Raw genomic sequence first — 24,924 nt, 5'->3', positions numbered from 1 at the left:
CGCCGTCATCGGCGAGCCTGGCGCGGGACGGTCACCCGGGACGCCGCGCGGTCCCAGGCCGCGGCGAGCAGCTCATAGGAGCGGACGCGGTCGGCGTGGTCGTGGGTGATCGTCGTGATGAGCAGCTCGTCGGCGCCGGTGACGCGCTGGAGGGTCGCGAGGCCGTCCACGACCGTGCCGGGCGCCCCGGCGAACTGGGTGTCGACGCGGTCCGCGACCAGGTCGAGGTCCTCCGGCCGCCACTCGTGCGCGGCCGCCTGCGCCGGGGTGGGGAACGGGATCGCGGCGAGCCGCGACCGGATGCTGTGCACCCACAGCGCGTACGGCGACGCCAGCTCCCGGGCCTGCTCGTCGGTCGGCGCCACCACCGCGTCGGCGGACACGATGACGTACGGCTCGTCCAGCACGTCCGACGGCCGGAACGCGGACCGGTACGCCTCGACGGCCTCCAGCACGTTGGACGGGCTGACGTGGTAGTTCGCCGCGAACGGCAGCCCGCGCTCGCCCGCGACGCGGGCGCTCTCGCCGCCGCTGCTGCCGAGGATCCACAGGGCGAGGCCGGCGCCCTCGCCGGGGGTGGCGTGGGCCTCCTGGCCGTCCCGGGCGTAGGTGCCGGCGAGGAGCGCGGCGATGTCGTCGACGACGCCGGCGAAGCCGGGGGACTCGGCGCCCGGCTGCTGGAGCAGCGCGCCGTGCAGCCCGAACGCGGCGGACGCGGCGAGCCGGGTGAAGTCGAACGGCGCGGGGATGAGCAGCCCGTCCACCACCTCGGCCTCGCGGGCGGGCGCGGGGGGCGGTGCGGGCCGGGCGGCGGCCTCGGCGCGGCGCTGCCCCGAGCGGCCGAGCCCGAGGTCGACGCGGCCGGGGTGCAGCGCGTCGATCGTGCCGAACTGCTCGACGATGGACAGCGGCGTCCAGTGCCCGGTCTGCACCGCGCCGGAGCCGACGCGGATCCGGGACGTGGCCGCCGCGACCGCCTCGATGAGGACCTGCGGCGCGGCGCTGGCGACGCCCGGCGCGAGGTGGTGCTCGGCGAGCCAGTAGCGGCGGTAGCCGGCGGCCTCGGTACGGCGCGCCAGGTCGAGGGTGTTGCGGAGCGCGTCGCGCGCGGTGCCGCCGGCGGGGACGGGCGCGAGGTCGAGGACGGAGAGGGGGGTCACGGGCGGCTCCCTGCGGCGGTCGGGGCGGTCGGGGTCGGAGCGGGCAGAGTCGCGGCGGGCGGGGCGGGGACGGGCGGGAACGGCCGGCTCGGGATCTCCCTGCGCAGGACGGGCGCGACGTCGCTCTGGAACAGCTCCAGCGACGCGCGGTGCAGGTCCTCGGGGAGCCCGTCGGGGTCGGCCTGGACGTGCATGACCTCGTGCCCGAGCCGGTCGTGGTAGCGGTGGACCTTGTCGATGACCTGCTGGGGGCTGCCGATGAGCGCGGAGCCGCGCTCGACGGCGTCCTCGACGGAGTCGAAGACGGGCGTGACGCCGGTGCGGCGGAACAGCGCCTGCCGCGCCTCGAACACCGGCCGGTACACCTCGACGGCGTCCTGGGACCTCGGGGCTACGTACAGCCCGGCCGTCCCGGCTCCGACCAGGGCGTCGGCGGGGTCGTGGCCGTGGTGCGCCCACCGCTCCCGGTAGTGCGCGACCAGCTCGGCGTACGGCTCGACGGGGTTGGTGACGTTCGCGGAGAACAGCGGGTCGCCGTGGCGGGCGGCCAGCTCGACCGACTCCTTGCTGGTGGCGCTGCCGTGCCAGACGCGGACGGGGCGCTGGAGCGGCCGGGGCAGCACCTCGGCGTGGTCCAGCGGCGGGCGGTGCCGGCCCCACCAGGTGACGGCGTCCTCCCGCCACAGCCGGCGGAACAGCTCGTAGCCCTCGCGGTTGCGGTCCCACTGGTCCTCGGCGGTGACGTCGAACAGCGCGGCCTGCGCGGTGCCGTTGCCCTTGCCGATGATCAGTTCGAGGCGCCCGCCGGACAGGTGGTCCAGCGTGGCGTAGTCCTCGTAGGCGCGGACGGGGTCGAGGAGGCTGAGCGTGGTGACGGCCGTGAACAGCCGGATCGCCGAGGTCCGGGCGGCGATGTGGCCGAGCACGACGGGCGGCGACGAGGACAGGAACGGCCGCTCGTGCCGTTCGCCGACGCCGAAGCCGTCGAAGCCGAGCCGCTCGGCGAGGACGGCGTGCTCGACGACGTCGCGGAGCCGTTCGGTGACGGGCTTCAGCGCGCCCGTGCGGGGGTCGGGCGCGTGCACGATGAGGGTGATCGCGAGGAACTTCATGCGGTCGCGTACCGGTTGGCGGGACGGGACAGGCCGAGGTGGCCGCGCAGCGTCGCGGCGTCGTAGGCGGTCCGGAACGCGCCGCGCCCTTGCAGGACCGGGACGAGTCCCCGAGTGATCCCCTCCAGGTCGAGCGGGAGGACGGCGGGCCGCAGCCGGAAACCGTCGAGGCCCGCGTCGCGCCAGTCGAGCAGCAGGTCGGCCAGTTCGCCGGGGGTGCCGGCGAAGATCTCGGCATCGGAGGCGAGGGCGGCGCCGTCCAGCCCGTCCAGGCGGGCCTTGCGGGCGGACGCCGCGCCGGGCGCCTCGTCGAGGAACACGACCAGGTCGGCGAAGACCTTGAGGGGCTCGCCGGCCCGGCCGACCGTCCGTTCCGCCTCGCGGACCTGGGCGACGATGGTGACGGCGTCGGGCCGCGAGTGCGGCGTGACGTAGACGACGTCGGCGCCGCGCGCGGCGAACTCGTAGGGGCCGACGTCGTGCGCGAGGGAGGTGACGAGCGGCTGGCCCTGCGGCGGGCGCGGGGTGATGGAGGGGCCGCGGACGCTGAAGTGGGCGCCCTCGAAGTCGATGTAGTGCAACTTGTCGCGGTCCAGGAAGCGGCCGGTCGCGGCGTCGCGGATCTCCGCGCCGTCCTCCCAGCTGTCCCACAGGCGCCGCACCACCTCGACGAAGTCGGCGGCCTCCCCGAACAGCTCGGCGCTGAACGCCGCCCCGTCCGGGGTCGCGAACCAGGGCAGGTCGAACTCGGGGAACGCGCGGCGGCCGAAGTGGTCGGCGTCGGAGAGCCGCGCGCCCGCGACCTGCGGCCGCCAGCCCGCGCGCCCCCGGCTCGCGTAGTCCAGCGACGCGATGCCGATGGACACGTGGAACGGCTCGGTGTGCGTGGTGATCGTCGTCGGGACGAGCCCGATCCGCGACGTGGCGGGCGCGAGGCTCGCCGCCACCAGCACCGCGTCGAGCCGGCCCCTGACCTGGTCGGTCCGGTCGTCGGGCGCGGTCGGGCCGGCCGACTGGAGGCCGAGGGAGTCTTCGATGGTGACGAAGTCGAGCAGCCCGCGCTCGGCCTCGGCGGCCAGGTCCGCCCAGTAGCGGGCGGTGAACAGCGCGCCGGGGCGCGCGGCGGGGTCGCGCCAGGCCGCCGGATGCCAGCCCGCGTCGGTGAGCGCGGCGGACAGGTGCAGGCCGGTCATGACGCCTCCCTTCCGGTTCGGGTCGAGTGGACGCGCGGGGCCCGGAGACCGAGGTGGTCGCGCAGCGTGGGCCCGGTGTAGTCGGTGCGGAACACGCCCTTCTCCTGCAGCAGGGGGACGACGTGGTCCACCAGGTCGTCGAGGCCGCCCGGGGTCAGGTGCGGGACGAACACGAAGCCGTCGGCGGCGCCGGTCTGCACGAACTCGTCGATCCGGTCGGCGACCGTGCGGGCCGTGCCGACGAACGTCTGCCGCGCGGTGGCCTCGATGACCAGCTCGCGGATGCTGAGGCCGCGCTCGGCGGCCAGCTCCCGCCACCGGCGGACGGTCTCGCCGCGGTCGCCGCGGAACTGCGCGCGGCCCTTCGAGACGCCCTGGCCGAGGTCGGGTTCGATGTCGGGGAGCGGGCCGTCGGGGTCGTAGGCCGACAGGTCCCGCCCCCAGTAGCCCTCCAGGAACGCGATGGCGTTCTGCGGGGAGACCTGCGCGCGGCGGATCTCGGCGGCGCGTTCGGCCGCGTCCTCCTCGGTGTCGCCGAGCACGTAGGTGACCGCCGGCATGATCTTCAGGTCGTCGGGGTGGCGCCCGTACCGGGGGAGGCGGCTCTTGACGTCCTTGTAGAAGGCCCGGCCGTCCTCCAGGGTGCCGTGCCGGCTGAAGATGACGTCGGCGTCGGCGGCGGCGAACTCGCGGCCCTCGAACGAGTCGCCCGCCTGGATGATCACCGGGTGGCCCTGCGGCGGGCGCGGCACGTTGAACCGGCCGGCGATGTCGAACTGCGGGCCGCGGTGCGCGAACGCGCCGGCGCCGGGGCGGGCGAACTCCCCCGCCGCCGGGTCGGCGACCAGGTCGCCGTCCGCCCAGGAGTCCCACAGCTCGCGGACGGTGTGCAGGAACTCGGCGGCGCGGGTGTAGCGGTCGGCCTCGGCGAGGAAGCCGCCGCGCCGGAAGTTCTCGCCGGTGAACGCGTCCCAGCTCGTCACGACGTTCCAGGCGGCGCGGCCGCCGCTGAGGTGGTCGACGGTGGCGAGCCGGCGCGCCACCTCGTAGGGCTCGTTGAAGGTGGAGTTGACGGTGGCGGCGAGGCCGAGCCGGGTGGTGACGGCCGACAGCGCCGACAGGACGGTCAGCGACTCGGGCCGCCCCGCCACGTCCAGGTCGTGGATGCGCCCCTTCATCTCGCGCAGCCGCAGGCCCTCGGCGAGGAAGAAGAAGTCGAACCTGCCGCGTTCGGCGGTCTCGGCGAGGTGGACGAACGACCCGAAGTCGATCTGGCTGGCCGACCGGGGGTCGGTCCAGACGGTGGTGTTGTTGACGCCCGGGAAGTGGGCCGCCAGGTGGATCTGCTTGACCGGCATCAGCGGGCTCCCGCGGTCGTGTGCGCGAGCGCCGCGGACACCTGCGGGGCGACGAGGTCCGCCCACGCGCCGAGCACCTCGGCGGCGTCCGGCACCTGCGCCTCCAGGAACGCCAGGCCGGGGGTCGGGACGGTCGCGCCCAGCTCGACCAGGAGCGGCCGCAGGTGCACCTCCACGGCGAGCGAGTGCTTCGGGTCGCCCATCACCAGCAGCGGAAGCGCGACCGTCGACGCCAGCGCGCCGCCGGGCAGCCGGTCGAGGAACACCTTCAGCAGGCCGGTGTAGGCGGCCTTGTAGGTCGGGCTCGCGACGACCAGGACGTCCGCTCGGGCGACCCGGTCGAGCGCGTCCTTCACCTCGGGCGGCGGCGCCGCGTCGAGCAGCCCGGACGCGAGGGCCGAGAGGTCGACGACGTCCGGTTCCCCGGCGTGCCCGACGCGTCCGGCGACCGCCTCGGCGGCCTGGAGCGCGATCTGCAGCGTCCGGGACTTCGGACGCGGGTTCCCCACCAGGACCAGGACGCTCACGACCGCGCCCCCTGCCCCGCGCCGCGCTCGTAGGGGATCTTCTCGCCCACCTCCACCGCGACGGGCAGCCGGTTCTCGGCGGGCGGCAGCGGGCAGGTCGCGAACTCGGTGTACGCGCACGGCAGGTTGTGCGCCCGGTTGAAGTCGAGCGTCACGGTCCCGTCGGCGGCGGGCGCCGCGACGGACAGCGCGCGGTTCGCGGCGTAGGTGGTGACGCCGGACGTCGCGTCGGTGAACAGGACGAGCAGCTCGCCGGGCCCCTTGCCGTTGAACGCGGTGAGCGCGAGCGACCGCCCGTCCAGCTCGAACTCGATCCTGCCCGGCGCGTCGTAGACGTGCTGGAGCCCCTCGACGGCGGCGCCGACGGTGGTCGGGCGCGGCGCGTCGAACGGGACGTAGCGGCCGGTCACCGCCCATCGCGGGTCGGGCGGGAAGGCGGGGGTGCCGCGGAACGCGGTGCGCAGCGGATGGTCCGGGTGCCGGGGCCGGACGAGGTCGTTCCCGCCACGCTTGGCCACCTCGATCGCCGCGTCCCCCCAGAACGCGGTGACGCCGCCGCGCTCGGGCAGCACGCCGAACCGGTGCTCGCCGCGCACGGTCTCGCCGTCCACGAGCAGCTCCTCGCCGTCGCCGAGGACGACGGTCACCCCTTCGGGGCCGGTGCTCCAGGCGCCCGGCGCGCCGGGGAGGCGGCGCGGCTCCGCGTCCAGGAAGTGCAGCCCGGTGATCGCGAGGAAGCCGTGCGGGTCGGCGAGCAGCGCCTCCTGCGCGGCGTGCCAGCCGCGCCACTCCTCGGCGAACGCCTCCGCGGCGCCGGTGGTCGTCGTGGTCTGTACGGTCATGTCCGCTCCTCCAACAGCCGTGCGCCTGCGGCGCCGATGCGCCCGTCCCCGCCGGGTATGGCGGCGAGCAGTTCGCGGGTGTACTCGTGGGCCGGGTCGCCGAAGACGGCGCCGGTCGATCCGGTCTCGACGACCCGTCCGGCCTGCATGACCGCGACCCGGTGCGCGATCTGCCGGACGACCGCGAGGTCGTGGGAGATGAACAGGTACGCCAGGCCCGTGCCGTCCTGCAGCTCGGCGAGCAGGTCGAGCACCTGCGCCTGGACCGACACGTCCAGCGCCGAGACGGGCTCGTCGCACACCACGAGGTCGGGTTCGAGGGCCAGCGCGCGGGCGATCGCGACCCGCTGCCGCTGCCCGCCCGACAGCTCGGCGGGGCGGCGCTCCAGCGTCGCGGCCGGCAGCGCGACCCGGTCGAGCAGCTCGCGGGCGCGGGCCGTGCGGGAGGCCCGGTCCCCGACGCGGAACGCCCGCAGCGGCTCGGTGATCACATCGCCGATCGAGAACCGCGGGTCGAGCGAGGCGTACGGGTTCTGGTAGACGAGCTGGGCACGGCGCCGCAGCCGCCGCAGCCGCGCCCCGCCCGCGGCGGTGACGTCCTCGCCGTCGAACACGATCCGGCCGGACGTCGGCGGGACGAGCCGCAGGATCAGCCGGGCCGTCGTCGACTTGCCCGAGCCCGACTCGCCGACCAGCGCGAGCGTCCGGCCCCGGTGCAGGGTGAGGCCGACGTCGTCGACGGCGCGGACGGTCCGGCCGCGCGGCAGCGGGAAGTCCTTGACGAGGTGCTCCGCGGTGACGAGTACCTCGTCGGGCTCACCCGGCTCCTCGAGTGCGGCGGGCCGGGGGCGCGCGCGGACGGCGGTGAGGCTCGGCGCGCTGCGCAGCAGCCGGCGCGTGTAGGCGTCCTGCGGGTCCTCGATGATCCGCCGCGCCGGGCCCGACTCGACGACGCGGCCCTGCGACATGACGGCGATCCGCGCGGCCCGGTCCGCGGCCACGCCGAGGTCGTGGGTGACGAGCAGCACGGCGGTGCCGAGCTCCTCGGTGAGGTGCTGGAGGTGGTCGAGGATGCGGCGCTGGACGGTGACGTCGAGGGCGCTGGTCGGCTCGTCCGCGACGATCAGCTGCGGACCGGCGGCGATCGCGACGGCGATCAGCGCGCGCTGCCGCATGCCGCCGGACAGCTCGTGCGGGTACTGCCGCGCCCGCACCGCCGGCTCCGGCATCCCGGCGCGCTCCAGCGCCTCGACCGCCGCCGCCGGCGCCGTGCGGCGGGTGGCGAGCCCGTGCAGCCGCAGCACCTCCGCGACCTGCTCGCCGATCCGCTTCACCGGGTTCAGCGCGACGCCCGGGTCCTGCGGGACGAGCCCGATCCGGGCGCCGCGGACGGTGCGCAGCTCCCGCTCGGACAGCGCCGCCAGGTCGCGTCCCGCGAACCGGACGGCCCCCGCGTCGAGGGAGGCGTTCGGCGCGAGCAGCCGCAGCACCGCGTGCGCGGTGGTGCTCTTCCCCGAGCCCGACTCCCCCACGAGCGCGACGATCTCCCCCGGCCGGACGTCCAGGTCGGCGCCGCGCACGGCCTCCACCCGGCCCGCCCTGGTCAGGTACGAGACGGACAGGCCCGCCACCTCCAGGAGCGCGGCGTCCTGCGCGGCGGTCACCGCCGCCCCCACTCGCCGTCGAGCGCCCGCGCGATCCGGTTCGTGGCGAGCACGGTCGCGGCGATCGTCAGGCCCGGCAGCGCCGTCATCCACCAGGCGTTCGCGAGGTAGTTGCGGCCGTCGGAGATCAGCGTCCCCCACTCCGGCGCGGGCGGCGCCGCGCCGTAGCCGAGGAAGCTCAGCGACGACACCGCGAGCACCGCCGTGCCGAAGTCGAGCGTCGCGAGCACCAGCACCGGCCCGATCGCGTTCGGCAGGACGTGCCGGCCGAGGACCGCGTACCAGCGCGTCCCGCAGGACCGGGCCGCCTCCACGAACACGGCCTGCCGGACCCGCAGCACCTCCGACCGCATCACCCGCGCGAACGTCGCGACGCCGGCGGCGCCGACGGCGACCGCGACCTTCACCGTCCCGTAGCCGAGCGCGGTGACCAGCGCGAGCGACAGGAACAGCGCGGGGATCGACAGCAGCACGTCGGCGCACCGCATCAGCGCGTCGTCGATCCAGCGGCCCACGAACCCGGCGATCAGGCCGAGCAGCCCGCCCGCGGCGAACGACACCGCGACCGCGATGAGCGTCGCCTTGAGCGACAGCGCCGCGCCGTGCACGACCCGCGCGTACAGGTCGCGGCCCAGCTCGTCGGTGCCGAACCAGTGCGCCGCGCCGGGCGCCCGGAACGCCTGCGCCGGCACGCCGGTCAGCGGGTCCCGCGAGGTGAGCAGGCCGGGCCAGAACGACGCCAGCACCACCGCCGCGAGCATGAGGACGGACAGGACGAGCCCCGGCCGGCGCAGGAGGAACCGGACGGTGCGGGCGGTCCCGGCGCGGCGGCGCGGCGGCGGCTCGGGCACGCCGGGCCGCTCCGGGACGTCGAGGACGCCGAGGGCGTCGAGGGTGCTGCTCATGCGGGGCTCCAGCGCCGGCCGCCCGCGGCGGAGATCCGCGGGTCCAGCAGCGGGTAGGCGAGGTCGACGATCAGGTTGACCAGGACGAAGACCAGCGACCCGAACACCACGACGCCCTGCACGAGCGGGATGTCCTGGGCGGTGACCGCGCCGGCGGTGACCCGGCCGAGGCCGTTGCGGGAGAACACCGTCTCGATCACCACGGAGTTGGCCATGAGCTGCCCGGCGAGGACGCCGACGACCGTCAGCGCGGGCAGCGACGCGTTGCGCAGCGCGTGCCGCAGGTGGATCCGGGGCCGTCCGGCGCCCTTGGCGCGGGCGGTCTGGACGTACGGCTCGTCGAGCGTGCCGAGCAGGCTCTTGGCGAGTACCTGCGCCACGACGGCGCCGGTGGGGATCGCCAGGGTGACGGCGGGCAGGATCAGCCCGCGCGGCCCGCCGTTCCCGAACGCCGGGAGCAGCCGCGCCCGGAACGAGAAGATCTCGACGAGCATCAGCCCGGCCCAGAACGTCGGGACCGACACCCCGAGCGGCGGCAGCGAGAGCAGCAGCTGCCGCAGCCATCGCCGCGAGGTGTAGGTGGCCGCGAGCGCGAGCCCGCCGCCGAACAGCACGGCGAGCGCGAGGGCCGCGGCCACTAGCTGGAGGGTGGACGGCAGCGCGTCGCCGATGACGGACGTCACCGGCCGCCCGCTGGACACCGAGTCGCCGAAGTCGCCGCGCAGCGCGCGGCCGAGGTGGTGGACGTACTGCACGGGGACCGGCTCGTCGAAGCCGTACTCGGCCCTCAGCCGCGCGATCCGCGCGGGGTCGACGCCCGCCTGGTCGGCGCCCGCCCCGGCCATCGCCGAGACGGGGTCGCCGGGCAGCAGGTCGAGGACGAGGAACGACACCGTGTAGGCCGCCCACAGCACACCGGCCGCCTGGGCGAGGCGCACGGCCGCGTAGCGTCGCATCTCTAGCCGATCCAGGTGTCGTGGAGCTGGATGCGGCTCGACGCGTCGAACAGCAGGCCGTGGACCTTCTTCGCGACGCCCAGCTCGGTCTGCAGCTCCACGACGGGGACGGTGTAGGCGTGCTGGACGATCTGCCGCTGCGCCTGCGCCACGAGGTCGAGGCGCTTGGCCTGGTCGGGTTCGGCGGCCTGGCCGTCGAGGAGGGCGTCCAGGCCGGTGCCCGGGAGCCTGTAGAAATTGGCGAGCCTGGTCGAGAACGAGCTGCGGAGGATGTCCGGGTCGGCGCGGGTGATGTTGCCGAACAGCAGGTCGAAGTTGCCGGACGTCTGGATCTGCGCGAGCTGCGCGATGGGCTGCTCCTTGAGCGCGAGCTGCACGCCGATCGTCTTGAGCTGCTGCTGGAGCAGTTCCAGTGCCGGCTTGTTGGTGGCCGCGACGGGGGCCCAGGTGGCGGTCACGCTCAGCTTCTTGCCGCCCTTCTGCAGGACGCCGTCGCTGCCGGGCGTCCAGCCGTCGGACTGCAGCAGCGACTTCGCTCGCGCGGGGTCGTGCGCCAGTGCGGCCCCGACGTCGACGTAGCCGGGCGTGGTGTGGGCGAGGACGCTGGTGGCGGGGTGCGTCCCGGCGGGGAAGACGGTCTGGGCGATCTGCTGCCGGTCGACGCCCAGCGCGATCGCCTGCCGGACCTTCTCGTCGTTCAGCGGTGACCGGGTGTTGTTGGGGGTGAGCCCGAAGACGACGCCGGGATTGGCACGTGCCATCAGCCGCACGCCGGACGCCTTGAGCGCCGACTCGTCGGCCCGTCCGACGCTGCCGATGGCGTCGACCTGCCCGGACTGGAGCCCGCCGGTCCGCACGCCCGACTCGGGAAGGATCGTGAACACGGCGCGGTCGAGGTAGGCGGCGCCCGGCTTCTTCCACAGCGACGAGCCCCACGCGTAGCCCTTGCGGGCGGCCAGCGTGATCGACTGGCTCGGCACGTACTTCTGGAGCGTGAACGGCCCGGACCCGACGATGCCCTCCGCGCACCGCTGCTGCGGCGTCCTGCGGACGCTGGCCTCGGCCTCGATGCCGAGCGAGTGCGTGGCGGTGGCCTGGAGGAACTGCGCGTTCGGCTGCTTGAACCGGACCGTGAAGGTGAGGTCGTCGACGACGTCGGTGCCCTGGTAGCCGCTCAGGTAGCCCTCCGCCAGCAGCCCGAGCGGGCCGAGCTTCGGGACGGCGTCGAAGTTGGCCTTGACGACCCTGGAGGTCAGCGGGGTCCCGTCGCTGAAGGTGACGCCGGGCCGCAGGTGGAAGGTGAACGTCCGGGCGTCGTCGCCGATGGTCCAGCTCTGCGCGAGCCAGGGCACGATCTTGCCGGTGGACGGGTCCTGGTCGGTGAGCGAGTCGACGAGCTGGCGCACCGAGTAGATGGTGTCGTTGCTGGCGACCTGCTGCGGGTCGGCGCAGCCCGCGTCCGATCCGACGGCGAAGGTCAGGGTGCCGCCGGTGCGGGGCGTCCCGGTGCCGCCGCCGGAGGCGCCACCGCCCGATCCGCACGCGGTCAGCGCCGCCAGTCCGGCCGCCAGCACGGCGGCGCTCCTCAGCGGGCGCGGCGTCGCTCTCACGTGGATCTCTCCCATCACGGTCTCCTGATCACGGCCAACGTAAGCGGGCGATCATGTATCCGTCAATACCGACCAACAAAGTAGGAAATACTCAGCCGAGCCGGCGGAAGGCGCTGGCGTGGAACACCAGCGGCGGGACGTCCGGGGCGGCGTCCAGGTCGTGGACGCGGAACACGACGATGTCGTGGTCGCCGGAGCGGACCCGCTGCTCGATCGTGCACTCGTACCAGGCGGACGCGCCCTCCACGAGCACGCCGCCGCCCGGCGTGGACCGCCACGCGACCCCGGCGAACCGGTCGCCGGTGCGGGCGCCGAGCCGCCGGCCGACGTCCTCCTGGTGCGCGCCGAGCACGCTGATCCCGATGCGGGGCAGCTCGCGCAGCAGCGGCCAGGTCGTGGACGTGTGCGCGACGCACACCGACACCAGGGGCGGGTCGAGGGACACGGGGACGAACGAGCTGGCGGCGATGCCGGCGGGCCGCCCGCCCGCCAGGCCCGCGACGACCGCGACCCCGGTGGGATAGGCGCCGTAGACGCGGCGGAGGTTGAGGTCGAGCGCCGTCATCGCGCCGCTCGCCCGGAGGACGGTGGCGCGGGAGTCGGCCAGGGGGACGTCGGGGTCACGGTGGGGCCTTCCTTTCGGGAGGGAACTCGCCGGTCAGGAACTCCCGGCCGACCTCGGCCTGCCGGTGGGCGACCGGGTCGTGCAGGGTCTTGGCGTAGCGCCAGAACCGGGCCAGGCCCGGAGCCGTCCGGGCGGAGTCCGGTCCGGCCAGCTCGAACACGCGGGAGGCGACCGCCAGCGAGGCCTGGGCGGCGGCGATCTTCGCGGTCGCGACGAGGACCGCCGTCTCGCGGTACCGCACGTCCGGCGGCGCCGCGCCCTCGGCGCCTTCCGCGCTCTGCGGCCCGGCGGCGGCGCCGTGCAGGGCCGGGGCCAGGTCGTCGGCGGCCCGGTCCGCCAGCGCGCGGGCCGCGCGCACCTGTGCCAGCAGGCCGCCGTAGGCGCCGGCGAGGTAGGCGTCGCCGCCGGTCCGCCGCGCCTGCCCGAACGGCCAGGGCCGCGAACGGGCGACGGCGTGCGCGCGGGCGGCGCCGAGGGCCCCTTCGGCGATGCCGAGGTAGAGCTGCGCGAACACCATCTGGACGGCGGGGGCCATCAGCGCGGTGGAGGCCGGGCCGGGCCGTCCGATGACGTCGTGCTCGCTCACGGCGGCGCCCGAGAAAAGGACCGTTCCGCTGGACGCGCCGCCGGCGCCGCCCTCGGCGCGCGCGACGCCCCGCGCGGCCGGATCGACCAGGACCACCAGCGGTTCGCCGGTGCCGGCGCGGGTCGCGCCGACGGCGAGGCGGTCGGCGAGGGCGGCGCCGGAGGTGATCGCCGTCGTGCCGTCCAGGGTGAAGCCGCCGTGCGGGCGCGGCGCCAGCGTCGGCGAGGTGTCGCGCGGGTCGGTGGCGCCGCCCCACAGCCGGCGGCCGGCGGCGGCGACCGGCCAGACCCGCGCGCGGTCCTCTTCGGTGCCGTGGAGGGCGGGCGTCCAGGACAGCAGGTAGTGGTGGCCGAGGAGCAGCCCGAGGTCGCCGTTGGCGGCGGCGACCTCGCGCACGACCTGGAACGCGGTGCGCCAGGTGGCGCCCCCGCCGCCGTGGCGGGCGGGGATCGGCAGCGCGAACAGCCCGGCCCGCCGCAGCGCCTCCGCGCCGCGCGACTGCGGGCGCCCGGCGTGGCGGCCGTCCGGGTCGTCCACGTCCGGGCCGGACGCGGTGGTCCGCGCCAGGGCGAGCCAGCCCGCGTGGTCGCGCGGGGGGACCCGCTGCGCGGGCTCGTCGCACATGGTGGTCACGGTCGTCTCCCAAGGGCCGGGAGCGTCCCGGCGGACGCGGGGAGTGTAAGCACCCATCCGGCGAAAAATCAACTAAAACAGTAGGAAATACATGTTATGGGCGGGAGGCGCCCTGCCCCGGCCAGCTCCGGCGGTCCTCCGGCGGCAGCAGGAGCACCTCCATCGCCCGCGCGCAGGACTGCGCGTGGGCGAGGAACCACGGGACGCGCGCGTCCGTGACGACCTCGGGCGTCGAGCGCAGCGCGAGCGCGTACCGGGCGTGGCCGGACCGGTCCAGCAGCGGGACGGCGAGGGTGCGCACGCCCTCGGCGGACTCTCCGTCGTTCATCGCGTGCCCTGCGGCGCGGACCCGCTCCACCTCCGCGCGCAGCTCGCCGACGTCCGCGATGGTCCGGCCGGTGAGCGGGCGCAGCGGCGCCAGCTCCGCGAGGTCGTCGGCGCCGGGGCGCGGCCAGGCGAGCAGCACCTTGCCGAGGGCGGTGGAGTGCAGCGGGCGGCGCAGCCCGCCGCCGTCCTCGGTGCGCCGCACCGTGCCGCCGGCCAGCAGCACCGCGTGGTCGCCGCTGCGGATCGCGAGGTCGGCGGTCGTGCCGGTGACGCGGGCCAGGTGGTCCAGCTCGGGCGCGACCCGGTGCAGGCCCTGCCGGTGGAACGACAGCAGGCCCAGCTCGGTCACCGCCGGGCCGAGGAGGTAGCGGGCGGACGCGTCGCGGGCGAGGAACTCCGCGCCCGCGAGGGTCTGCGCGAGCCGGTGCGCGGTCGAGGTGCTGAGGCCGAGGCGCCGGGCGATGCCGGACGCGGTCAGCGGCGGGGCGCCGTCGCGGAAGCAGAGCAGGACGTCCAGCGCGCGCCGCACGGCCTGCCCGCCGGGGGGAGGGTGTGCCATGGTTCCCACCATATGGGATCTATATTGAGTTGGTAGGTATTGTCGGTAATACTCCCGGCATGGCCGACACCCGTCCCGCGGACCTCTGGTTCACCCGCTGTCCCGTCCCCACCGCCACCGGCATCGCCGCAGACCAGGGCTGGCTCGCGGCGGAGTTCGCCGCCGACGGCATCGCCGTCCGCTCCCTCCAGGACGCGGGCGCCGGACCCGACCGCGGCGAGCACTTCCGCCACCGGCTTCCCACGCTCGTCCGCGAGGGCGGCAACGTCCCCGCGCTGTGGGCCCGGTCCACCGGCGCGCCGACCCGCCTGGTCGGCCTCACCTGGTTCGAGGAGCGGCAGGTCGTGCTCGCCCGGCCGGGCGCCGGCCTGCACGGCCCGCACGACCTGAAGGGCCGCCGGCTCGCCGTCCCGCGCCGCGCCATCGAGATCGACTTCTGGCGGGCGATGGCGCTGCGCGGCTTCGACGGCGCGCTGCGCCAGGCCGGGCTCACCCTCGCCGACGCCGAGCTCGTCGAGCTCGACGGCGACGCCCTCCCCGGCCAGTGGGAGGCCGAGCTCGCCGCGCTGCGCGACGGCCGCGTCGACGCCGTCTACACCAAGGGCTCGGTGGCCGTGGAGACCGCCGCCCGCTACGGCGCGGAGGTCGCGATCGACCTCGACGCCCTGCCGGACCGCCGGTGGCGGGTCAACAACGGGACGCCCCGCCCCATCACCGTCGACCAGCGGCTCCTCGACGAGCACCCGGACCTCGTCGTCCGGTTCCTCGCCGTGCTGCTCGGCGCCGCCGACTGGGCCCGCGCCCACCCCGGCGACCTCGCCCGCATCCTCGCGGACGAGACCGGGTCGGGCGCGGAGGGCGTCGCCCGCGCCTACGGCGACGGCTTCCACCGCGAGCTGCACGCCGCGCTCGACGCCGACCGCCTCGACCTGCTGGCCGGCCAGGAGGAGTTCCTGCGCCGGCACGGCTTCCACGACGCCCCGGTGGACGTGTCCGCCTGGGCCGACCCCGCACCCCTCGCCGCCGCGCGCGACCTCGTCCCGCGGCTCGCCTTCGTCGCACAGGAGCATCCATGAAGCGCTTCCCCGCCCTCCCGGCCCTGGCCGCCGGCGCCCTCGCGGTCCTGCTGGCCGCCGCGGGCTGCGGCGGCTCGGACGACGCCGGCGCGTCCGGCGGCGGGACGGTCACCATCCGCGTCCCGGACCCGGGCAACTCCGGGGTGCTCGCCGCCGGGAAGAAGGACGGCAGCCTGGCCAAGGCGCTGTCGGCCGTGCACGCCAAGGTCGCGTGGACGGGCAGCGCCGGGCCGTTCGCGCCCGCCGCGCAGGAGCTGAACGCCGGCGAGCTGGACTTCGCGCAGGGCTCGATCACCTCCGCGATCGCCGCGCTCGCGCAGAAGCCCGGCTTCAAGCTGTTCGCGCGGATCGCCCCCGACAGGACCGGCGAGGGGATCCTGGTGCGCAAGGACTCCCCGATCCGCACGCCCCGCGATCTGATCGGCAGGTCGGTCGCGGTCAACAAGGGCGGCACCGCCGAGTACCTGCTGCTCAAGGCGCTCACCGCGGCCGGGATCAAGCCGGACCAGGTGAAGCGCGTCTACCTCAACCCCGCGCAGACCGCCCCGGTGTTCAACTCCGGGAAGGTCGACGCGTGGGCGGTGTGGGCGACGTACTCGCTCCCCGAGATGGCCTCGACCGGCGCGCGCTTCCTGGTGAACGGCGGGCAGATCGGGTCGCAGAACTACTCGGTGTGGGCCGTCCGGACGAGGCTCGCCGACGCGCACCCCGAGGTCGTCAAGGCGTTCTACCAGTACCTGCACGACCGCGGGCAGGACCAGATCAAGAACCCCGGCGCCTACGTCAACGTGTTCACCAAGGCCGGCCCGCAGGCCGTCGGCGGCGACGCCGAGCGGCTCACCGTGCAGAACCTCGCGCAGGGCGCGACCGCCGAGCCGATCGGCGCCGCCGACCTCGACGGCTTCGCGAGCGTCGCGCGGTTCTTCGCCGACCAGAAGATCACCCCGACGGCGGTGGACGTCAAGCCGTACGTGGTGGCGCTGCCCGGGAGCGGGACGTGACCGCCGCCTCCGCTCACGCCGCGCCCGCTCGAGCCGCCTCCGGGGAGGCCGGCGGCAGGGAGGCCGGCGGCGCGCACGCCGGGCTCGTCGTCCCGCGCCCGCGCGTCCCGAGGCCGCGGCGGCGCGGCGTGACCGTCGCCCTGCGCACCCTCGGCCCGCTCGCGCTGCTCGGCGGCTGGTGGCTGGCGTCCGCGACCGGCGTGCTCAGCCCCGACGTGCTCGCCTCGCCCGCGACGGTCGCGGACGCCGCCCGCGAGCTGTGGGCGGACGGCCAGCTCACCGGCGCGCTGCGGGTCTCGCTGACCCGCGCCGTCCTCGGCCTGGCGTGCGGCCTCGCCGCCGGGCTGCTGCTCGGCGTCGTCACCGGCTTCTCCCGCCTCGGCGAGGAGCTGCTGGACTCGCCGCTGCAGCTGCTGCGCGCGCTGCCGTTCCTGTCGCTCGTCCCGCTGTTCATGGTGTGGTTCGGGATCGGCGAGTCCGCGCGGGTCATCCTCATCGCCGTCGCCACCACGTTCCCGATGTACGTCTCGACCGCCGGCGGCGTCCGGAACGTGGACCGGCGGCTGCTGGAGGCGATGCGCGCCTTCGGCCTCGGCGGGTGGCGGCTCGTCCGCGAGGTGGTGCTGCCCGGCGCGCTGCCCTCGCTGCTCGCCGGGTTCCGGCTGTCGATGACGCTCAGCGTGATCGCGCTGATCGCCGCCGAGGAGATCAACTCCACGTCGGGGATCGGCTACCTGATGACGCAGGCGCAGAGCTTCTCGCGCACCGACATCCTGTCGGTCTGCGTGCTGGTGTACGGGCTGCTCGGGCTGGCCGCCGACCTGCTGGCGCGCGGCGCCGAGCGGCTGCTGATGCCGTGGCGGGCGAAGGAGGCGGCGCGATGAGCGGCGGCACGACCGGCACCCGCACGACCGGCACCGGCACGGCGGGCACCGCCGTGCACCTGCGGGGCCTGCGCCGGGTCTTCGGGGCCCGCGCCGTCCTGGACGGGGTCGACCTCGACATCGCACGCGGCGAGTTCCTCGCGCTCCTCGGCGCCAGCGGCACCGGCAAGACGACGCTGCTGCGCATCCTCGGCGCCCTCGACCGCCCGGACGGCGGCACTGTGCTGGTCCCGGAGGCCCGCACGATCGTGTTCCAGGAGCCGCGGCTGGTGCCGTCCAAGCGCGTCCTCGGCAACGTCGTCGTCGGGCTGCCGCGCGGCGCCGCCGTGCAGGAGCGGGGGCGGCGGGCGCTCGCGGAGGTCGGCCTGGGCGACCACTCCCGGGCCTGGCCGCACACGCTGTCCGGCGGCGAGGCGCAGCGCGTCGCGCTGGCGCGGGCGCTGGTCCGCGAGCCGGAACTGCTGCTGCTGGACGAGCCGTTCGCCGCGCTCGACGCGCTGACCCGGCTGCGGATGCAGGACCTCGTCGGGGACCTGGTCCGCACGCACCGCCCGGCGGTGCTGCTGGTCACGCACGACGTGGACGAGGCGATCCGGCTGGCCGACCGGGTCGCGGTGCTGCGGGACGGCCGGCTCGTCACCGACGAGCGGGTGACGGCGCGGCGCCCCCGCGACGCCGCCGACCCGGAGTTCACCGCGCTGCGCCGCCGCCTGCTGGCCGACCTCGGCGTCCGGCTCGGCGACCCCGTCCCCGAGCCCGAGCGCGAGCCCGCGCCCGAGCGCGGGCCCGACAAGGAGAAGGCCGGACGGCCCTCGGAAGGAGCGATACGTTGACCCGCTTGCATGTCGTGGCGCCGACCCGCGCGCCCGGACGGGCGGTGCTGCCGGACTTCGTCACCGACGTGCGCCCGCGCGCCGTCGAGCCCGAGCATCGCGCGGTGGGCCGCGCCGCCGAGCTGGGCGGGCTGGACGGGGTGCTCGTCCCGTTCGACCCCGCCGGCCACGATCCGCTGGTCCTCGCGGCGGCCGTGCTGCGCGACACCCGGCACGTCCAGGTGGCGGCCGAATTCCACCCGGCGATCGCGACGCCCGTCTACGCGGCGAAGCTGTCGGCGTCGTTGCAGCGCTACACCGGCGGGCGGCTCGCGTGGCGACTTGCCGTCGACCTCGCCCCGGACGTGGCGCGCGCGCACGGCGACTTCCTGGACGGCCCGGCCCGCTACGCCCGCGCCTACGAGTTCCTCACGATCGCGAAGGGCGTGTGGGGCGAGGGCCCGTACACCTTCGAGGGCGAGCACTTCCAGGTGCTGGACGGCGGCCTCCCCGGCTCCCGCGTCCCGCGCCCGTTCCCGCGCGTGTACCTGTCCGGGACGTCGCCGGAGGCCCTCGCGCTGTCCGCGCGGCACGCCGACGCGCACCTCATCGGCCCGGACGACGATCCCGGCCTCGTCCCCGACGGCGTCGACGCGGCGCTGCGGCTGCGCGCCGGCGGACACGACGAGACGGCGCTCGCCGACGAGATCCTGCGCCGCGCCGGCGAGGGGATCGCCGAGTTCTTCGTGGAGCCGGCGGCGACGCCCGACCGTGACGCGGCGCCCGCCACCACGTACTGGCTGGCGCAGCGCGTCCTGCCCCTGCTGCGGAAGGAGACCGAAGGTGTCGGTTGACATCTACTGGCGCATCGCGATGGAGGGCGACGCGCCCGCGCTGCGCCTCGGCGACATCACCCGCGGCGGCTTCGGCCCGTACCTGCCGGGCAGCCTCGGCCCCGGCCTGCGCGGCGGCGCCCCGGACGGCCACGGCCCGCTCGACTACATGGCGGAGGTGGCGCGGGCGACCGAGCGGTCCGGGTTCGTCGGCGGGCTGATGCCGTCGTTCCCCGAGACCGACGACCCGTGGGCGGCGGCCGCCGCGCTCGCCGGGGAGACCGCGGCCTACCGGTTCATGATCGCGTTCCAGCCGGGGTTCCTGCATCCCGTCCAGGCCGCCCGGATGTCGGCGTCGCTGCAGGCCGCGACGGGCGGGCGCGTCGTCTACAACATCATCTCCGGGGGCGGCGGGCCGCAGCAGCTGTGGTGGGGGGACAAGGTCGCGCACGACGACCGGTACGCCCGCACGTCGGAGTTCCTCGACGTGCTGAAGGGCGTGTGGGACGGCCCGTTCGACCACGAGGGCCGCTTCTACCGGGTCGAGGGCGCGGCGCTGCCGCCGGAGCTGCGCGGGCAGCCGTTCCCCGAGATCTTCTTCTCCGGCTCCTCGCCCGCCGCGATCGCCGCCGCCGGCCGCCACGCCGACTACTACCTGTCCTGGCTGGAACCGTTCGACGCGCTCGCCGCGAAGTTCGACCTCGTCCGCGAGCACAGCGACACGCCCCCGAAGTTCGCGGTCCGCGTCGACGTCCTCGCGCGCGAGACCGAGGAGGAGGCGTGGGAGGAGCTGCGCCGGGGCTGGGCGCGGCTCGGCGAGGCGCCGCGGACCCCGGACGCGTCCGAGTCCGTGGGCTGGCAGCGGGGCCGCGCGTTCACCGCCGACGCGGGCTCGGACCTCCGCGACCTCGAAGTGCAGCCCAACGTGTGGGGCGGCTTCAACCGGCTCCGGCCGGGCCCGCTGTTCGGGCTCGTCGGCGACTACCACCAGGTCGCCGGGCGGCTCGACGAGCTCATCGACCTCGGTGTGGACGCCTTCATCCTCGCGGGCGTCCCGCACCTGGAGGAGGCCCAGCGTGTGGGCCGCCACGTCCTCCCCCTCCTGAAAGGAAAGATCGCATGACCCTGCGCGTCGGCTACTTCCCGCAGAACAACTCGCTGTGGGTGCTGCGGCACCGCGGCATCCTCGAACGCACCGTCCCGGACGTGGAGTGGGTGGACCTGCGGTCGCTGCCCGCCGGCGACCGTCCCGCGCCCACCGAGGGCCTCCCGTCCGGGCACGGCGACCACCTGTTCGACGGCGGCTACGACTTCATCGGCACCGGCTCCACCCCGCCCGTCACCGCGCAGGCGAAGGGGCACGACGTCGTCTACGTCGCGATCTCCGGGCCGCGCGTGGAGAACGGCCGGATCGTCGTCCCGGACGACTCGCCGGTCGCGGGCCCCGCCGACCTCAAGGGCCGGCGCGTCGCGCTCGGGCACGGCTCCTGGCAGACGACCCTGCTGCTGCTCGCACTGGAGAAGGCGGGCCTGACCTGGAGCGACATCGAGCCCGTGGACGCCTACGGCAACGCGGCCGAGCTGTTCCTGAACGGCGACGTCGACGCCTGGGTCGGCTCCTACCCGTACCTCACCGACGTCGAGAGGCAGCGTCCCGTCCGGACCGTCATCGAGACGCCCGGCCTGTTCAGCCACCGCTCGCTGTGGTTCACCAGCCGGGCGTTCGCGACGGAGCGGCGCGACGAACTGGCCGCGATCGTCACCGCGCTGAAGGAGTCGGACGCCTGGATCGAGGCGAACCCGCGCGCGGCCGCGGAGCTGTTCGCCGCCGACGACGGCGGTGACGCGGGCGCCTGGGAGCATGCGCTGCGGACCCGCCCCTGGGGCCTGAACCCGGTGGACGAGGGCTTCGTCGCGGAGCAGCAGCACGCCGCCGACCTCTTCCACGCCAACGGCCTGATCCCGCGCCCGGTGGCCGTCGCCGACGCGGTCCTGCCGGAGGTCAACGCTCTGGTCTCCGCACCCGCGTCCTGATCGCACGGGTGTCGCCCTTCCCAACGGAGGTACAGAGTTGTAGCGTTTGCTGTTTTGAATCGTTCGCTCTTTGTTAAGGTAATCTGCGGGTCATGTGCGCATCGCAGACCCCGACCACCGCCGAGGAGCTGCGCGGTGCCGGCCTGCGGGTGACCGCCGCCCGCGTCGCGCTGCTGGAGACCGTCCGCGAGGGCGACCACCTCGACGTCGAAGGGATCGCCGCCGGGGTCCGCGACCGCGTCGGCCACATCTCCCTGCAGGCCGTCTACGAGGCCGTCCACGCCCTCACCAAGGCCGGGCTGGTGCGCCGCATCGAGCCCGCCGGGAGCCCCGCCCGCTTCGAGGGACGCGTCGGCGACAACCACCACCACCTGGTGTGCCGCAACTGCGGCGCCGTCAAGGACGTCGACTGCGCCGTGGGCCACCCGCCCTGCCTGGACCCGGTCGACGACGCCGGCTACCTCATCGACGAGGCCGACGTCACGTTCTGGGGCCTGTGCCCGCGGTGCCGCGAGCAGGCGGGCTGACCGGGGCGCCTCCGACCGAGCATGCGACGGCCGGGCCCGGTCCGCGAGGACCGGGCCCGGCCGCCGTCGTGTCAGGCCCGCTTCAGGTCGTACCGGTCGAGGTTCATCACCTTGTCCCACGCCGCGACGAAGTCCTGGACGAACTTCTCCTTCGCGTCGTCGGAGGCGTAGACCTCGGCGACCGCGCGGAGCTCGGCGTTCGCGCCGAACACCAGGTCGGCCCGGCTGCCGGTCCACTTCAGCTCGCCCGAGGCGTCGCGGCCCTCGTAGGTCTCCGACTCCTCGTTCGTCGCCTTCCACACCGTGCCCATGTCGAGCAGGTTCACGAAGAAGTCGTTCGTGAGCCGCCCGGGCCGGTCGGTGAGGACGCCCAGGTCGGACTGCCCGTGGTTCACGCCGAGGACCCGGAGGCCGCCGAGCAGCACCGTCATCTCCGGGGTGCTCAGGGTGAGCAGGTTCGCCCGGTCGATGAGGAGGAACTCGCCCGGCAGGGCGTTGCCCTTCGCGAGGTAGTTGCGGAACCCGTCGTGCGTGGGCTCCATGACCTCGAACGACTCGACGTCGGTCTGCTCCTGCGACGCGTCGGTGCGTCCCGGCGTGAAGGGCACCTCGATGTCGTGGCCGGCGTCCTTGGCCGCCTTCTCCACGGCGGCGCAGCCGCCGAGCACGATCAGGTCGGCCAGGGAGATCTTCTTGCCGCCGGTCTGCTCGGCGTTGAACGCCTCCTGGACCTGCTCCAGCGTGCGCAGCACGGTCGCGAGCTCGGCCGGGTTGTTGACCTCCCAGCTGCGCTGCGGCTCCAGCCGGATGCGCGCGCCGTTGGCGCCGCCGCGCTTGTCGGTACCGCGGAACGAGGCGGCCGACGCCCACGCGGTGGCGGCCAGCTGGGACACCGACAGGCCGGAGTCGAGCAGCCGGGCCTTGAGCGCGGCGACGTCCTGCGCGTCGACGAGCTCGTGGTCGACCGCCGGGACCGGGTCCTGCCAGACCAGCGTCTCGCTCGGCACCTCGGGGCCGAGGTAGCGCTGGACGGGCCCCATGTCGCGGTGGGTCAGCTTGAACCAGGCGCGCGCGAACGCGTCCGCGAACTCGTCGGGGTTGTCCTTGAAGCGGCGCGAGATCGGCTCGTAGATCGGGTCGAAGCGCAGCGACAGGTCCGTCGTCAGCATCCCGGGCGCGCGGTTGAGGGTGCCGTCCTCGGGGTCGGGCACCGTGTTCGCCCCGGCGCCGTTCTTCGGCCGCCACTGGTTCGCCCCGGACGGGCTCTTCTCCAGCTCCCACTCGTACCCGAAGAGGATCTCGAAGAAGCTGTTGTCCCACTTGGTCGGGGTGTTGGTCCAGGTGACCTCGAGGCCGCTGGTCATGGAGTCGCGGCCCTTGCCGGTGCCGTGGCTGTTCTTCCAGCCGAGGCCCTGGTCCTCCAGCGGGGCGCCCTCGGGCTCGGGGCCGATGGCGTCGGCCGGGGCCGCGCCGTGCGTCTTGCCGAACGTGTGGCCGCCCGCGATCAGCGCGACGGTCTCCTCGTCGTTCATCGCCATGCGGGCGAACGTCTCGCGGATGTCGCGCGCCGCGGCGAGCGGGTCCGGGTTGCCGTTCGGGCCCTCCGGGTTGACGTAGATGAGGCCCATCTGCACCGCGGCCAGGGGCTTCTCGAGCTCCCGCTCACCGCTGTAGCGCTCGTCGTCCAGCCACGCGGTCTCGGGACCCCAGAAGACGTCCTCCTCCGCCTCCCAGGCGTCCTCGCGGCCGCCGGCGAAGCCGAAGGTCTTCAGGCCCATCGTCTCCAGCGCGACGTTGCCGGCGAGGACCATCAGGTCGGCCCACGAGATCTTGCGGCCGTACTTCTTCTTGACCGGCCAGAGGACGCGGCGGGCCTTGTCGAGGCTCGCGTTGTCCGGCCAGCTGTTGAGGGGCGCGAAGCGCTGCTGGCCTGCGCCGGCGCCGCCGCGGCCGTCGCTGACGCGGTAGGTGCCCGCGCTGTGCCACGCCATGCGGATCATCAGCGGCCCGTAGTTGCCGAAGTCGGCGGGCCACCAGTCCTGCGAGTCCGTGAGCACGTTCGCGATGTCCTGCTTCACGGCGGCGAGGTCGAGGCTGCTGAACGCCTCCGCGTAGTCGAAGTCCTCCCCCAGCGGGTTCGTCACCGGCGGGTTCTTGGCGAGGAGCTTCAGGTTGAGCCGGTCGGGCCACCAGCCGCGGTTGCCGCCGCCCTGGGTCGGGTGCGGGGCGCGCTGGTGCGCGACAGGGCACTGGCCCGCGGCGGCTTCGTTGTTCTCGGACATGGGTTCCCTCCAGGGCTACGCGAGGTTGGCGGATGAGGAACGGTGGGCGGTGGAGCAGTCGGGGCACAGGCCCCAGTAGGTGACCTCGGCCTCGTCGATCGAGAAGCCGCTGCCGTCGGGCGCGGTCATGCAGGGCGCTTCGCCCGTGGCGCAGTCGGCGTCGGCGATGGTCCCGCAGGACCGGCACACGATGTGGTGGTGGTTGTCGCCGACGCGCGCCTCGTACCGCGCGACGGAGCCGGCCGGCTGGATCCGCCGGACCAGGCCCGCCTCCGTCAGCGCGCGCAGCGAGTCGTAGACCGCCTGGTGGGAGACCTTCGGGACGTCCCCGCGCACGGCGCTGATGATCGATTCGGTGTCGGCGTGCGGATGCGCGTGCACCGCCTCCAGCACCGCGACCCGCGGACGGGTCACGCGGAGGGCGGCCCCGCGCAGCATCTGCCGGATCTCCACGGTCGTGGCCACGTCCGACAGGCTGCCGCGTTTTCTTGAATGAGTCAAGTGTTTGTAGGAACCCAGTTCTTGACCAGGTCAGGTCCAGGATGCGGATCGGCCCCGCACGGCTAGGCTGCGCCCCCGTGGAGAACGCCGCAGAGAATTCTTTGGACGCCCCCGCGGACGCCCCCGTGGAAGACGATGCGCAGGTGGCGGTGCGCGCGGCGCGGGCGGGCGCCTCCGTCGTCCGGGAGATGTACGGCACGTCCCTGGCCCGCTTCGGCAAGCCCGGCGGCGACTTCGCCACGTCCGCCGACCTCGCGGCGGAGCAGGCGATCATGGACGTCCTCCGCGCCGCCCGCCCGGACGACGCCGTGACGGGCGAGGAGAGCGGCCGCACCGGCCCGGACGGCGCGGGCCGCCGCTGGCTGGTCGACCCGCTCTGCGGGACGCTGAACTACGCCGTCCGGAGCATGCTGGTCGCGGTGAACGTCGCCCTCCGCGCGGGCTCCGGGACGATCGCGGCGGCGTCCGCCGACCCGTTCAGCGACGAGGTCTTCTGGACGGACGGCACGCGCGCCCGCGTCCGCGCCGGCGGCACCGACGCGCCGCTGGCCCCCTCGTCCGCCTCGAACCTCGTGGACGTCAACCTCGACCCGCCGTTCCCCAACGCCCCGGCGTTCCGCGCCGCCGGCCTCCTCGCCGACGCGGGCTTCGCCGCCCGGTTCCGTCCCCGCGTGGTGTCGACGACCCTGGCCGTGGCGTGGGTGGCGGCCGGGCGCCGCGCCGCCTACGTGACCGACGGCCACCTCCGCGACAGCGTGCACTTCGCCGCCGGCATCGCGCTCTGCCAGGCCGCCGGCTGCGTCGTGACCGGCCTCGACGGCGGCCCGCCGCACACCGGCCCCGGCGGCCTCATCGCCGCCGCGGACCCCGCGACCCACTCGGCCCTCCTGAAAATGATCAACAGGTAGGGGCCCGGC

General features: G+C 75.1%; 24 protein-coding genes. 9 read left to right on the top strand and 15 right to left on the bottom strand.

The genetic code is table 11. The annotated features are described in order from the left end of the window. Positions 1-5 precede the first annotated feature (5 nt). The 13 genes from J4557_RS10910 to J4557_RS10850 all read right to left on the bottom strand — a co-directional run bounded on the left by J4557_RS10910 (position 6) and on the right by J4557_RS10850 (position 14,057). Positions 6-1,160: an LLM class flavin-dependent oxidoreductase gene (locus J4557_RS10910; protein WP_208266366.1), complete on the bottom strand. Its 1,155-nt coding sequence runs from the start codon at positions 1,158-1,160 to the stop codon at positions 6-8. After that, positions 1,157-2,272 (bottom strand): LLM class flavin-dependent oxidoreductase, encoded by a 1,116-nt coding sequence (locus J4557_RS10905; RefSeq protein ID WP_208266365.1) that lies wholly within the window; start codon positions 2,270-2,272, stop codon positions 1,157-1,159. The genes J4557_RS10910 and J4557_RS10905 overlap by 4 nt, the downstream gene beginning before the upstream one ends. Further along, complete coding sequence (locus J4557_RS10900) at positions 2,269-3,465, bottom strand: LLM class flavin-dependent oxidoreductase (RefSeq protein WP_208266364.1); 1,197 nt, start codon at positions 3,463-3,465, stop codon at positions 2,269-2,271. The genes J4557_RS10905 and J4557_RS10900 overlap by 4 nt, the downstream gene beginning before the upstream one ends. Continuing rightward, positions 3,462-4,823 (bottom strand): NtaA/DmoA family FMN-dependent monooxygenase, encoded by a 1,362-nt coding sequence (locus J4557_RS10895; RefSeq protein WP_208266363.1) that lies wholly within the window; start codon positions 4,821-4,823, stop codon positions 3,462-3,464. The genes J4557_RS10900 and J4557_RS10895 overlap by 4 nt, the downstream gene beginning before the upstream one ends. Next, the gene (locus J4557_RS10890; protein ID WP_208266362.1) at positions 4,823-5,350 is read right to left on the bottom strand and encodes an NADPH-dependent FMN reductase; all 528 of its coding nucleotides are present in this window, start codon (positions 5,348-5,350) and stop codon (positions 4,823-4,825) included. The genes J4557_RS10895 and J4557_RS10890 overlap by 1 nt, the downstream gene beginning before the upstream one ends. Next, positions 5,347-6,192, bottom strand: a complete 846-nt coding sequence (locus J4557_RS10885) for a DUF1684 domain-containing protein (protein ID WP_208266361.1) — start codon at positions 6,190-6,192, stop codon at positions 5,347-5,349. Before J4557_RS10885 ends, J4557_RS10890 begins: the two co-directional genes overlap by 4 nt. Then, positions 6,189-7,856 carry a dipeptide ABC transporter ATP-binding protein gene (locus tag J4557_RS10880; RefSeq protein WP_208266360.1) on the bottom strand — a complete coding sequence of 556 codons (1,668 nt, stop codon included), beginning with the start codon at positions 7,854-7,856 and terminating at the stop codon, positions 6,189-6,191. The genes J4557_RS10885 and J4557_RS10880 overlap by 4 nt, the downstream gene beginning before the upstream one ends. Then, positions 7,853-8,761, bottom strand: a complete 909-nt coding sequence (locus J4557_RS10875; RefSeq protein ID WP_208266359.1) for an ABC transporter permease — start codon at positions 8,759-8,761, stop codon at positions 7,853-7,855. Before J4557_RS10875 ends, J4557_RS10880 begins: the two co-directional genes overlap by 4 nt. Next, entirely contained in the window at positions 8,758-9,717 is a 960-nt protein-coding gene (locus J4557_RS10870) for an ABC transporter permease (protein WP_208266358.1), read from the bottom strand. Before J4557_RS10870 ends, J4557_RS10875 begins: the two co-directional genes overlap by 4 nt. A 2-nt stretch (positions 9,718-9,719) precedes the next feature. Further along, complete coding sequence (locus tag J4557_RS10865; RefSeq protein WP_208266357.1) at positions 9,720-11,342, bottom strand: ABC transporter substrate-binding protein; 1,623 nt, start codon at positions 11,340-11,342, stop codon at positions 9,720-9,722. A 76-nt stretch (positions 11,343-11,418) separates the two neighbouring features. Then, a complete protein-coding gene (locus J4557_RS10860) occupies positions 11,419-11,892 on the bottom strand; it encodes a flavin reductase family protein (protein WP_208266356.1) in 474 nt (157 codons plus the stop codon). A 55-nt stretch (positions 11,893-11,947) separates the two neighbouring features. After that, on the bottom strand, positions 11,948-13,162 hold the full coding sequence (locus J4557_RS10855; protein WP_243775604.1) for an acyl-CoA dehydrogenase family protein: 1,215 nt from the start codon (positions 13,160-13,162) through the stop codon (positions 11,948-11,950). A 103-nt stretch (positions 13,163-13,265) separates the two neighbouring features. Continuing rightward, on the bottom strand, positions 13,266-14,057 hold the full coding sequence (locus tag J4557_RS10850) for an IclR family transcriptional regulator (protein ID WP_243775564.1): 792 nt from the start codon (positions 14,055-14,057) through the stop codon (positions 13,266-13,268). Between the two features lie 59 nt (positions 14,058-14,116). Here J4557_RS10850 and J4557_RS10845 point away from each other — a divergent pair, with 59 nt between their 5' ends. From J4557_RS10845 to J4557_RS10810, 8 genes are all read left to right on the top strand, one after another. Next, a complete protein-coding gene (locus tag J4557_RS10845) occupies positions 14,117-15,133 on the top strand; it encodes an ABC transporter substrate-binding protein (RefSeq protein WP_208266354.1) in 1,017 nt (338 codons plus the stop codon). Then, positions 15,130-16,134: an NrtA/SsuA/CpmA family ABC transporter substrate-binding protein gene (locus J4557_RS10840; protein ID WP_208266353.1), complete on the top strand. Its 1,005-nt coding sequence runs from the start codon at positions 15,130-15,132 to the stop codon at positions 16,132-16,134. The genes J4557_RS10845 and J4557_RS10840 overlap by 4 nt, the downstream gene beginning before the upstream one ends. Continuing rightward, complete coding sequence (locus tag J4557_RS51610; RefSeq protein WP_208266352.1) at positions 16,131-17,018, top strand: ABC transporter permease; 888 nt, start codon at positions 16,131-16,133, stop codon at positions 17,016-17,018. The genes J4557_RS10840 and J4557_RS51610 overlap by 4 nt, the downstream gene beginning before the upstream one ends. After that, positions 17,015-17,851 (top strand): ABC transporter ATP-binding protein, encoded by an 837-nt coding sequence (locus J4557_RS10830; protein WP_208266351.1) that lies wholly within the window; start codon positions 17,015-17,017, stop codon positions 17,849-17,851. Before J4557_RS51610 ends, J4557_RS10830 begins: the two co-directional genes overlap by 4 nt. After that, a complete protein-coding gene (locus tag J4557_RS10825) occupies positions 17,848-18,684 on the top strand; it encodes an LLM class flavin-dependent oxidoreductase (protein ID WP_208266350.1) in 837 nt (278 codons plus the stop codon). Before J4557_RS10830 ends, J4557_RS10825 begins: the two co-directional genes overlap by 4 nt. Then, a complete protein-coding gene (locus J4557_RS10820; RefSeq protein ID WP_208266349.1) occupies positions 18,674-19,786 on the top strand; it encodes an LLM class flavin-dependent oxidoreductase in 1,113 nt (370 codons plus the stop codon). The genes J4557_RS10825 and J4557_RS10820 overlap by 11 nt, the downstream gene beginning before the upstream one ends. Continuing rightward, positions 19,783-20,697 (top strand): ABC transporter substrate-binding protein, encoded by a 915-nt coding sequence (locus tag J4557_RS10815; protein WP_208266348.1) that lies wholly within the window; start codon positions 19,783-19,785, stop codon positions 20,695-20,697. Before J4557_RS10820 ends, J4557_RS10815 begins: the two co-directional genes overlap by 4 nt. A 92-nt stretch (positions 20,698-20,789) precedes the next feature. Beyond that, complete coding sequence (locus J4557_RS10810; RefSeq protein ID WP_208266347.1) at positions 20,790-21,224, top strand: Fur family transcriptional regulator; 435 nt, start codon at positions 20,790-20,792, stop codon at positions 21,222-21,224. A gap of 71 nt (positions 21,225-21,295) precedes the next feature. On the opposite strand, the gene katG is transcribed toward J4557_RS10810, so the two are convergent. Both katG and J4557_RS10800 read right to left on the bottom strand, forming a co-directional pair. Next, a complete protein-coding gene (katG, locus tag J4557_RS10805) occupies positions 21,296-23,506 on the bottom strand; it encodes a catalase/peroxidase HPI (protein ID WP_208266346.1) in 2,211 nt (736 codons plus the stop codon). Between the two features lie 15 nt (positions 23,507-23,521). Next, on the bottom strand, positions 23,522-23,944 hold the full coding sequence (locus J4557_RS10800) for a Fur family transcriptional regulator (RefSeq protein ID WP_208266495.1): 423 nt from the start codon (positions 23,942-23,944) through the stop codon (positions 23,522-23,524). Between the two features lie 188 nt (positions 23,945-24,132). On the opposite strand from J4557_RS10800, the gene J4557_RS10795 reads away from it, so the two are divergent. Further along, positions 24,133-24,915 carry an inositol monophosphatase family protein gene (locus J4557_RS10795; protein ID WP_307799630.1) on the top strand — a complete coding sequence of 261 codons (783 nt, stop codon included), beginning with the start codon at positions 24,133-24,135 and terminating at the stop codon, positions 24,913-24,915. Positions 24,916-24,924 lie beyond the last annotated feature (9 nt).

It is taken from the genome of Actinomadura nitritigenes, from assembly GCF_017573545.1.
Lineage (GTDB): Bacteria > Actinomycetota > Actinomycetes > Streptosporangiales > Streptosporangiaceae > Spirillospora > Spirillospora nitritigenes.
This window is presented reverse-complemented; position numbering and strand designations above follow the sequence as displayed.

What these genes read in the sequence shown, in the direction of transcription:
- J4557_RS10800 (WP_208266495.1), bottom strand. Translation starts at nt 23,944, where the DNA reads ATGCTGCGCGGGGCCGCCCTCCGCGTGACCCGTCCGCGGGTCGCGGTG.
- J4557_RS10810 (WP_208266347.1), top strand. Translation starts at nt 20,790, where the DNA reads ATGTGCGCATCGCAGACCCCGACCACCGCCGAGGAGCTGCGCGGTGCC.
- J4557_RS10830 (WP_208266351.1), top strand. Translation starts at nt 17,015, where the DNA reads ATGAGCGGCGGCACGACCGGCACCCGCACGACCGGCACCGGCACGGCG.
- J4557_RS10850 (WP_243775564.1), bottom strand. Translation starts at nt 14,057, where the DNA reads ATGGCACACCCTCCCCCCGGCGGGCAGGCCGTGCGGCGCGCGCTGGAC.
- J4557_RS10875 (WP_208266359.1), bottom strand. Translation starts at nt 8,761, where the DNA reads ATGAGCAGCACCCTCGACGCCCTCGGCGTCCTCGACGTCCCGGAGCGG.
- J4557_RS10885 (WP_208266361.1), bottom strand. Translation starts at nt 6,192, where the DNA reads ATGACCGTACAGACCACGACGACCACCGGCGCCGCGGAGGCGTTCGCC.
- J4557_RS10905 (WP_208266365.1), bottom strand. Translation starts at nt 2,272, where the DNA reads ATGAAGTTCCTCGCGATCACCCTCATCGTGCACGCGCCCGACCCCCGC.
- J4557_RS10900 (WP_208266364.1), bottom strand. Translation starts at nt 3,465, where the DNA reads ATGACCGGCCTGCACCTGTCCGCCGCGCTCACCGACGCGGGCTGGCAT.
- J4557_RS10870 (WP_208266358.1), bottom strand. Translation starts at nt 9,717, where the DNA reads ATGCGACGCTACGCGGCCGTGCGCCTCGCCCAGGCGGCCGGTGTGCTG.
- J4557_RS10815 (WP_208266348.1), top strand. Translation starts at nt 19,783, where the DNA reads ATGACCCTGCGCGTCGGCTACTTCCCGCAGAACAACTCGCTGTGGGTG.
- J4557_RS10860 (WP_208266356.1), bottom strand. Translation starts at nt 11,892, where the DNA reads ATGACGGCGCTCGACCTCAACCTCCGCCGCGTCTACGGCGCCTATCCC.
- J4557_RS10855 (WP_243775604.1), bottom strand. Translation starts at nt 13,162, where the DNA reads ATGTGCGACGAGCCCGCGCAGCGGGTCCCCCCGCGCGACCACGCGGGC.
- J4557_RS10840 (WP_208266353.1), top strand. Translation starts at nt 15,130, where the DNA reads ATGAAGCGCTTCCCCGCCCTCCCGGCCCTGGCCGCCGGCGCCCTCGCG.
- J4557_RS10845 (WP_208266354.1), top strand. Translation starts at nt 14,117, where the DNA reads ATGGCCGACACCCGTCCCGCGGACCTCTGGTTCACCCGCTGTCCCGTC.
- katG (WP_208266346.1), bottom strand. Translation starts at nt 23,506, where the DNA reads ATGTCCGAGAACAACGAAGCCGCCGCGGGCCAGTGCCCTGTCGCGCAC.
- J4557_RS10895 (WP_208266363.1), bottom strand. Translation starts at nt 4,823, where the DNA reads ATGCCGGTCAAGCAGATCCACCTGGCGGCCCACTTCCCGGGCGTCAAC.
- J4557_RS10865 (WP_208266357.1), bottom strand. Translation starts at nt 11,342, where the DNA reads ATGGGAGAGATCCACGTGAGAGCGACGCCGCGCCCGCTGAGGAGCGCC.